Origin of the sequence: Pseudomonas sp. NPDC087598 (assembly GCF_044743525.1) — a bacterium.
Taxonomy (GTDB): Bacteria; Pseudomonadota; Gammaproteobacteria; order Pseudomonadales; family Pseudomonadaceae; genus Aquipseudomonas.
This window is the reverse complement of record NZ_JBIUWQ010000062.1, coordinates 26081-34485: the sequence shown is the minus strand read 5'-3', so window position 1 is coordinate 34485 and position 8405 is coordinate 26081. Positions and strand designations below refer to the sequence as shown.

Here is an 8405-nt window from a genome sequence, read left to right as displayed (position 1 = left end):
AACGCTTTGGTGATAGCGACGGTGATCTTGTCATCGGTGTAAGGAACGACAGTGCCTTTACGCTTGATCACGCGCAGTTGACCAGGCGCGGTGGCTGCCAGATCCGAAGTCGAATCGGCGGCCTGCGGCAAGGTGCCCTGCGGGTTCTCGCGAGTTGTGTCGGTTTGCATGGGTGTCTCCACGTTCTCTATGTTTGTTTGGGCACCATCACGGTGCCCACCGTTCCGTCCTGAAGCACTACAACCGGCACGCGCCGGGCATAACGACTTCGGGACAGTTCAGGAAGGGGCCTTGTGGGCGCCGCTTCCATGCCGAAGTCTTCGGTTCGCGCGATACGCGTCAAACCGCATTCCTTTCGGGGAGCAGTTTCGGACTGCAACACCCGTACCGTAATCGTCGTGGCCGACTGAAAAACGGTAGCCATCCGCAGGTGCGGTTTGGGCTGGTAAAAATACGTTTGGTTCAACCCGACAATGGCAATAAAAAGCCTTGAATTCACTGTCCGGTTTGTGTTTGGTTTTTTGTCTCAAACCCTACATGTAGGGTTTTTTTGAACGCGGGGTACAAGATAATGCGTTTTGGGTGGCTATTGCAATGTATAGCCTGTGGATAAACCTGTGCGTAAATTGTGTGCGAAACGGTGAATTCGCGTGTAGGCCGCGAACCTGCTGAGCTAGACCGTTTGTCACTGTTTTTTCACCTGGAAAAACGCTTCAGCGGATTTTTAAGGGCGCGAACCCTATCACAAAAAACCGCCTTGTCCGAACGCATTTACCGACTTGTGTTCTGGCTGTACGCCGTTTATACAATCGGGCCGTGCGCAGGCATTCTTATCCTCCAGAAACATGACAAAAGAACGGGAGGATCCGACATTCATATGCCTCTGTAGGAGCTGCCGAAGGCTGCGATCTTTTGACTTTGTTTTAGAGGCAAGATCAAAAGATCGCAGCCTTCGGCAGCTCCTACATGAGATGGTTGAAGCGCTCCTTCTATTAATAAAAACAGCAAGCAGAGGTCACCGGTGGAGCAACAAGCCTTTCAGGTATTGATAGTCGAGGATGATCTGCGTCTGGCCGAACTCACTCGCGACTACCTGCAAGCCAATGGACTGCGTGTCGAAATCGAAGGCAATGGTGCGCTGGCGGCGGCGCGGATCATCAAGGAGCAGCCGGATCTGGTGATTCTCGATCTGATGCTGCCCGGTGAAGATGGCCTGAGCATCTGCCGCAAGGTGCGCGACCGTTATGACGGGCCGATCCTGATGCTCACGGCGCGTACCGACGATGCCGACCAGATTCAGGGGCTTGATCTGGGCGCCGACGATTACGTCTGCAAACCGGTGCGCCCGCGCCTGTTGCTGGCGCGGATTCAGGCGTTGCTGCGACGCAGTGACACACCGGAGCCCGCCACGGAAAAAAGCCGTCGACTGCAATTCGGTCCGCTGGTGGTGGACGATGCCTTGCGCGAAGCCTGGTTGAGCGACAACGGCATCGAGTTGACCAGCGCCGAATTCGATCTGCTCTGGCTGTTGGTATCCAATGCCGGGCGAATTCTTTCCCGGGAAGAAATCTTTACCGCTCTGCGCGGCATCGGCTATGACGGCCAGGACCGCTCGATCGATGTGCGCATCTCGCGCATCCGCCCGAAAATCGGCGATGACCCCGATCACCCGCGCCTGATCAAGACCATCCGCAGCAAAGGCTATCTGTTTGTCCCGGAAGCCTGCGTAGACCTGCCGCTGTGAACTCGATTTTCCTGCGCATTTACGGCGGCATGTGCGCAGCGCTGATTCTGGTGGCGGTGCTTGGCGTGCTCGCGCTGAACCTGCTTAACCAGGTGCGCAGCGAGCAATACCGCGAGCGCCTGGCCCATGGCACGTTCTCGCTGATGGCCGACAACCTGCAACCGATGAACGAAACCGAGCGCCATCGTGCGCTGCTGGTGTGGGAGCGTTTGCTCGGGATTCCGCTGGCGTTGAAAAAGTTTGCCGAGACCGACCTCGACCTGACCCAGCGCACTCGGGTGCAGCGTGGGCAGGCGCTGGTGGAGCAAACCGGGCCGCATGCAGCAAAGGTCTACCGGCTGGTCAGCGACAAGGAACAGCTGGTGCTGGTCGGAGAGGTGCAGCAGATCAGCGAGCAATTGGCCCGCGCGACTATTTATCTGCTGGCCGATGAGCTGGTGCGTGTGCCCGTGGGCGAACAGCCCAAGCGGCTGGAGCAGATAAAGCAAGAGAAGGGCTTCGGATTTGATCTGCGTCTGGTCACGGTGAACGACGCCGACATGGATGAAGATCAGAGCCGACGCGTATCCGAGGGCGACACGGTGATGGCGTTGGGCAAGGGCGGCGATTCGATCCGCGTGTTTGCCGGCATGGTCGGCACACCGTGGGTGCTGGAAATCGGCCCGCTGTATCAGATGAATCCGTATCCGCCGGAATGGCTGGTGTTGATTGCCGCGCTCGGCCTGAGTTTGATCGGCCTTATCGTTTATCTGTTGGTGCGCCAGCTCGAACGGCGTTTGCGCGGCCTCGAAGCGGCGGCCACGCGCATCGCCAAGGGCAGCTTGGAAACCCGTGTGCCGGCGCGCGGGGCCGACTCGGTCGGCCGCCTGGCTTCGGCGTTCAACAAAATGGCTGAGCACTTGCAGCAGTTGCTGGCGATCCAGCGCGAACTGGTGCGCGCGGTGTCCCACGAGTTGCGCACGCCGGTGGCGCGCTTGCGTTTCGGTCTGGAGATGATCGGTTCGGCGACCACCCCGCAAGCGCTGGAAAAGTACCGTGAGGGCATGGATCACGACATCGAGGACCTCGATAAGCTGGTCGACGAAATGCTCACCTATGCGCGGCTGGAGCAGGGCTCGCCGGCGCTGACGTTCCAGCGCATTGATCTCGACGCGCTGGTCAATCAAGTCATTGAAGAACTGGCGCCGTTGCGCGCCGGGGTCACGGTGCAGCGCGGCTTGTGCCTGTCGGCTGCGGATAACGACGACGCCTGGGTCGAGGCCGAGCCGCGTTATTTGCACCGGGCTTTGCAGAATCTGGTGAGCAACGCCATGCGCCATGCACGTTCGAACGTTACGGTGAGTTATCAGGTCGGGCAGTTGCGTTGCCGGGTGGACGTCGAGGACGACGGGCCTGGTGTGCCGGAAGTGGCGTGGGAGCGAATCTTCACGCCGTTCCTGCGTCTGGATGACAGCCGTACCCGGGCGTCAGGCGGACATGGATTGGGTTTGTCGATTGTGCGGCGGATCATCCACTGGCATGACGGCCGGGCGATCATTGGCAAGAGCAAGAGTCTGGGTGGGGCTTGCTTCAGCCTGAGCTGGCCGAGGAATCAGGAACGTCGCTGAGTTTTTTGGTGGCCACCATGCCGCTTTCGCGAGCAGGCTCGCTCCCACTTTGGAATGTGTTCTCCTGTGGGAGCGAGCCTGCTCGCGAAATGGTCCGAATAGGCAATACAGATCTCAGGCCGGAATGCTGACCAGACTCAACAATTGCCCGTCCTGCACCCCGAATTGCGCATCCAGCTCTGTGCCGTTGCGCCATTCATTCGAAAGGTCCGTCAACAAGCGCAGGCGTACGTGGCCGTATTCCGTCCACTCCAGCACTTCAGCATGTTCGAAGTAAAAGCGCTTTTGCACGATCGGGTACAGCGCCTTGAACAAGCTTTCCTTCACCGAAAACGTCAGCGTCACCAGCAGCGCCAACTGATCCCGCTCACCTGCCGCCATGCGCTGCAACTCTGCCGGTATGAGGATTTCCCCGGCGAGACGCTCGGCGCGCTCGGGGTTGAGCAGGTTTTCCAGATCCATCCCCAAACCGCGCCAATGCCGCTTGTTGGCGACAATCGCAGCGGCGCGACCGGTGCTGTGGGTGATCGAACCGCAGATATGTGCCGGCCACACCGGAGCACGATCTTCGCCAATCGCCGGGACCGCCGTAGTGCCCTCCAATTGTTGCAATGCCGCGCGGGCACAGATGCGCCCGGCAAGAAACTCCGCCTGCCGCTTGGCCACCGAGCGCTGAATGCTTGGTGGTGGCTCGATGGCGCTGCGCTGAAAGTCATCGCCGAGCAGTTGTGACGGATCGAAATGGGTGCTGAGCAACACGGTATCAGGCAACACCGTCGGCAACGGCCAATGGGCATCGAGCGGGGTGCAGCAGGCGGGCAGGGCAGGGGTAGGATTCATGGCGGGCATTTTGCCGGTTAGCACTGGGAAGGGGTAGAGCAGATACCGCTTTTGTGGCGAGGGAGCTTGCTCCCGCTGGGGCGCGGAGCGGCCCCGAAAACTGCGATTCAGGTCTGTCAGGTAGACCTGATCGGCCGGTTTTGCGACGGCTTCGCCGTCGAGCGGGAGCAAGCTCCCTCGCCACAGGGAAGTCATGCAGTCTCTGAGTCAGCTGAAGATCTTCTGGAAGAACGCTTTCATGTCTGCCCAGGATTTTTCATCGGCCGCCTTGTTGTAGCCGATATCCGGGCCACCGTGATCGCCGTGGCTCAAGCGATCGGCATCCGGATTGGTAAAGCCATGCTTGGCGCCCTCCAGGCTGACGAACTTGTAGTCAGCACCGGCCTTGTCCATTTCTGATTTGAAGGCGCTGACGTTGTCCGGCGTGACCATGCTGTCCAGTGCGCCATGCTCCACCAGAATTTTCGCCTTCACACTGCCGGGCGTGGCCGGGGTCTTGGTCGCCAGTGCACCGTGGAAACTCACCACTCCAGCCAGCGGCTCACCCTGGCGCGCCGCATTCAGCACCACGCCACCGCCGAAGCAGTAACCGATGGCCGCAAGTTTGTTCACGTCGGTCTGCGGTTGTTTCTTCAGCAGGTTCAGCCCGGCCTCGAAACGTTTGCTGGAGGCCGCCGCATCCTGGGTCGCCGCCTGCATGAAGGCCATGGCGTCTTTCGGGTGCTCGGTGTTCTTGCCTTCACCGTACATATCAATCGCCAGCGCGCTGTAGCCAAGTTCAGCCAGATCCCGCGCGCGGCGCTTGGCGTACTCGTTCAAGCCCCACCATTCGTGCACCACGACAATCCCCGGGCGTTTGCCTTTGATGGCGTCGTCGTAGGCGTAGTAGCCAATCAGCTGCGTGCCGTCGGCGCTTTGATAGGGGATTTCTTCGGTCTTGATCGCAGCCTGGGTGAGGCTGCTGACGGCCAGTAATGTGAGGGCGAGGATCAGGCGCATGTTCGGTCTCCTTGGCGAAAAGTGCTCAGAACAGCCTAGTCGATCTGGTTCAGGTCAGGTTCAGAGAGTGTTCAGGGGCGGTACAGGGGAGGGTCAGTAACCTTGCGCCATACCCAAACAGCACTGTGAAAGAGGAAACTCCATGACTCGTTTTAATAAACTGCTGCTGGCATTGACCGTAATGAGCGCCAGCGTCGCGGCCCAGGCCGACACCACTTCGAACTTCGCCGGCCTGACCTTTGGCCAGACCAGTGACAAGATCGACAAGTCCCGTGCGCTGAACAACAACCTTGATCACCCGAACGCCACTGGCGCGATCGACGGCAACAACACTTACGGCGTACGCCTCGGTCAACAAAACTCGCAGGGCCGCTACTACGCCACTTACGACAACGTGTCCGGTTCGCACAATGGCATTAAACTGCGCCAGGAAAACCTGCTGGGCAGCTACGATCTGTTCTACCCGGTGGGCGGCACGACCAAATTGTTCGGCGGTGCGACTGCCGGTCTGACCAAGCTGACTCAGGACTCGCCAGGCTACAGCCGCGACAGTGACATCGGTTATGCCGTCGGCGGTCAGTTCGGTGTCTTGCAGCAAGTCTCGCAAAACACTTCGGTCGAACTCGGTTACCGTTACCTGATGAGCAACGCCAGCACCGAAATGAAAGAGAGCGGTGGCAGCAAACAAGGCTCTCTGGACTTGAACAGCAGCGCCCAGACTTACCTGTCGGCCAACTACAATTTCTAAGGAGTTGCCGCCAGACTCAACGTGGGAGCGAGTCTGCTCGCGAAAGCGCTGAGTCAGTCGATGAATAAGTCGACTGACACACAGGCTTCGCGAGCAGGCTCGCTCCCACAGGTGTGTTACTGGAGATTTTTGATTTGCCCGGGAGAGCGATATGAAGCTGTTGGTCGTCGAAGATGAAGCGCTGTTGCGCCATCACCTGCAAACCCGTCTGACGGAGAGCGGTCATGTGGTCGAGTCCGTGGCCAATGCCGAAGAGGCGCTGTACCAGACCGGCCAGTTCAACTTTGACCTGGCGGTGATCGATCTCGGTCTGCCGGGCATGGGCGGTCTCGATCTGATTCGCCAGTTGCGCTCGGGCGGCAAGACCTTCCCGATCCTGATCCTCACCGCGCGCGGTAACTGGCAGGACAAGGTCGAGGGCCTCGCTGCCGGTGCCGACGATTACGTGGTCAAGCCGTTCCAGTTCGAAGAACTCGACGCACGCCTGAATGCCTTGCTGCGCCGTTCCAGCGGTTTCACCCAGTCGACCATCGTTGCCGGCCCGCTGTTGCTCGACCTCAATCGCAAGCAGGCAACGCTCGACGAGCAACCGCTGGCACTGACCGCGTATGAGTACCGGATCCTCGAATACCTCATGCGCCATCACCAGCAAGTGGTGCCCAAGGATCGCTTGATGGAACAACTCTATCCAGACGACGACGAGCGCGATCCGAACGTCATCGAAGTGCTGGTCGGTCGCTTGCGCCGCAAGCTCGAAGGCCCGGCCGGGTTCAAACCGATCGACACCGTGCGGGGCCTCGGCTACCTGTTCAATGAGCGCTGCACTTGATTCGTTCGCTTCGCGTTCGGCTGATGCTCGCCGCCACCACGTTGGCGGTGTTGTTCATGCTCGCCTTGCTGCCGGCAATGCAGGGCGCGTTCAGCCTCGCGTTGCAGGACTCGATCGAGCAGCGCCTGGCCTCGGACGTCACCACGCTGATCTCGGCCGCGCGCATTGAAAACGGCAAACTGGTCATGCCGACGCAGTTGCCGGACGAGCGTTTCAACCTCGCCGATTTCCGCTTGCTTGGCTATATCTACGACCGTGAAGGGCATCTGGTCTGGCGCTCGAAAGCCACCCAGGAAGAGCAGATCAACTACAAACCACGATACGACGGACTCGGCAACGAGTTCGCGCGAATCCGTGAGGTCAATGGTCAGGAGTTCTTCGTCTACGACGTTGAAGTGAAACTGCTCGGCGGTAAAAGCGCGGCCTTCAGCATCGTCGCCCTGCAACCGGTGCGCGAGTACGAAACCACCCTCGAAGGCTTGCGCGAGAATCTCTATCTGGGCTTCGGAGCAGCGTTGCTGGTGCTGCTGGCGCTGTTGTGGATCGGCTTGAGTTGGGGCCTCAAGGCCTTGCGTCAACTCAGTCAGGAACTCGATGAAATCGAGGGTGGTACTCGTGAAAGCCTGACCGAACAACACCCGCGCGAACTGCTGCGCCTGACCGGCTCGCTGAACCGCCTGCTGCTGAGCGAACGTCAGCAGCGCAGCCGTTATCGCGATTCTCTGGATGACTTGGCGCATAGCCTGAAAACCCCGTTGGCGGTGTTGCAGGGTGTCAGTGAGGACATGGCGCAGCGGCCCAAGGATCTGGATCAGGCGTGGGTGCTGCAAAGCCAGATCGAGCGCATGAGTCAGCAGATCAGCTATCAGTTGCAACGGGCCAGTCTGCGTAAAAGCGGCCTGGTGCGTCATCAGGTGCGCCTGCAACCGGTGCTTAAAAGTCTGTGTGACACGTTGGACAAGGTCTACCGCGACAAGCGGGTGCGGGTGGCGTTTGATCTGCCTGAGCATTGTTATGTGCCGATCGAGCAGGGCGCGTTGCTGGAGATGATGGGTAACTTGCTGGAGAACGCTTATCGGCTGTGTCTGGGTGAGGTGCGTATCAGTGTGCGTGAGAGCCTGGCCGGGATTGAGTTGTGTGTCGAGGATGATGGACCGGGGGTACCGCCGGATCAGCGGGCGCGGATTCTTGAGCGGGGTGAGCGGCTGGATCGGCAGCATCCGGGTCAGGGGATCGGGTTGGCTGTGGTCAAGGACATTATCGAGAGTTACAACGCGAAGTTGATGTTGGGGGATTCGCCTATGGGTGGGGCGGCGTTTCGGATTCACTTTCCTGCGGTTTGAGTTGGGTTTTGGGTGTATATCCGTTGCTGCGGGTGGTGCTGATTAGGGTTCCGCCCTTACGGCGGGTCACCTTTTCCAAACGCCGAAAAGGTAACCCAAAAGGCTTTACCCTGACGTACGGCCCTCGCTTAGGCTCGGGTTCCTTCGCTGCGGGATTGATCCGGGCGCATCGCCTACGGTTTGCTGCGCTGCACCTCCTCTCGATGCATTTGGCTGCGCCAAACGGTCGCTGCGCTCCCACCCCCGGATCAATCCCTCCACTCAGCCTGCCGACGGGCTTTTTAGATCAAGAGCG

8 protein-coding genes are annotated in these 8405 nt (G+C 59.6%); 5 read left to right on the top strand and 3 right to left on the bottom strand.

Annotation, left to right across the window (positions count from 1 at the left end):
• On the bottom strand, positions 1-170 hold a 170-nt coding region (locus ACIOWE_RS25310), incomplete at its 3' end, for a hypothetical protein (RefSeq protein WP_401397175.1).
• An 851-nt stretch (positions 171-1021) separates the two neighbouring features.
• Between ACIOWE_RS25310 and ACIOWE_RS25305 the strand changes: the two genes are divergently transcribed.
• Together ACIOWE_RS25305 and ACIOWE_RS25300 are read left to right on the top strand one after the other, a co-directional pair.
• The gene (locus ACIOWE_RS25305; RefSeq protein WP_401397159.1) at positions 1022-1744 is read left to right on the top strand and encodes a response regulator; all 723 of its coding nucleotides are present in this window, start codon (positions 1022-1024) and stop codon (positions 1742-1744) included.
• Positions 1741-3351, top strand: a complete 1611-nt coding sequence (locus ACIOWE_RS25300) for an ATP-binding protein (protein WP_401397156.1) — start codon at positions 1741-1743, stop codon at positions 3349-3351. The genes ACIOWE_RS25305 and ACIOWE_RS25300 overlap by 4 nt, the downstream gene beginning before the upstream one ends.
• A gap of 114 nt (positions 3352-3465) precedes the next feature.
• Here the strand turns inward: ACIOWE_RS25300 and ACIOWE_RS25295 are convergent, their stop codons facing one another.
• Both ACIOWE_RS25295 and ACIOWE_RS25290 read right to left on the bottom strand, forming a co-directional pair.
• On the bottom strand, positions 3466-4191 hold the full coding sequence (locus ACIOWE_RS25295; protein WP_401397153.1) for a 4'-phosphopantetheinyl transferase: 726 nt from the start codon (positions 4189-4191) through the stop codon (positions 3466-3468).
• 207 nt (positions 4192-4398) lie between these two features.
• Entirely contained in the window at positions 4399-5190 is a 792-nt protein-coding gene (locus tag ACIOWE_RS25290; RefSeq protein WP_401397150.1) for a dienelactone hydrolase family protein, read from the bottom strand.
• Positions 5191-5332: 142 nt separating this feature from the next.
• Between ACIOWE_RS25290 and ACIOWE_RS25285 the strand changes: the two genes are divergently transcribed.
• The 3 genes from ACIOWE_RS25285 (at position 5333) to ACIOWE_RS25275 (ending at position 8110) form a co-directional block, all read left to right on the top strand.
• Positions 5333-5938 (top strand): hypothetical protein, encoded by a 606-nt coding sequence (locus ACIOWE_RS25285; protein WP_201237178.1) that lies wholly within the window; start codon positions 5333-5335, stop codon positions 5936-5938.
• A 151-nt stretch (positions 5939-6089) separates the two neighbouring features.
• Positions 6090-6767 carry a response regulator transcription factor gene (locus ACIOWE_RS25280; RefSeq protein WP_008079190.1) on the top strand — a complete coding sequence of 226 codons (678 nt, stop codon included), beginning with the start codon at positions 6090-6092 and terminating at the stop codon, positions 6765-6767.
• Positions 6764-8110: an ATP-binding protein gene (locus ACIOWE_RS25275; RefSeq protein WP_401397147.1), complete on the top strand. Its 1347-nt coding sequence runs from the start codon at positions 6764-6766 to the stop codon at positions 8108-8110. The genes ACIOWE_RS25280 and ACIOWE_RS25275 overlap by 4 nt, the downstream gene beginning before the upstream one ends.
• Positions 8111-8405: the final 295 nt, after the last annotated feature.

Coding starts and splice junctions, on each gene's coding strand:
- ACIOWE_RS25285 (WP_201237178.1), top strand. CDS start 5,333: ATGACTCGTTTTAATAAACTGCTGCTGGCATTGACCGTAATGAGCGCC.
- ACIOWE_RS25290 (WP_401397150.1), bottom strand. CDS start 5,190: ATGCGCCTGATCCTCGCCCTCACATTACTGGCCGTCAGCAGCCTCACC.
- ACIOWE_RS25295 (WP_401397153.1), bottom strand. CDS start 4,191: ATGAATCCTACCCCTGCCCTGCCCGCCTGCTGCACCCCGCTCGATGCC.
- ACIOWE_RS25280 (WP_008079190.1), top strand. CDS start 6,090: ATGAAGCTGTTGGTCGTCGAAGATGAAGCGCTGTTGCGCCATCACCTG.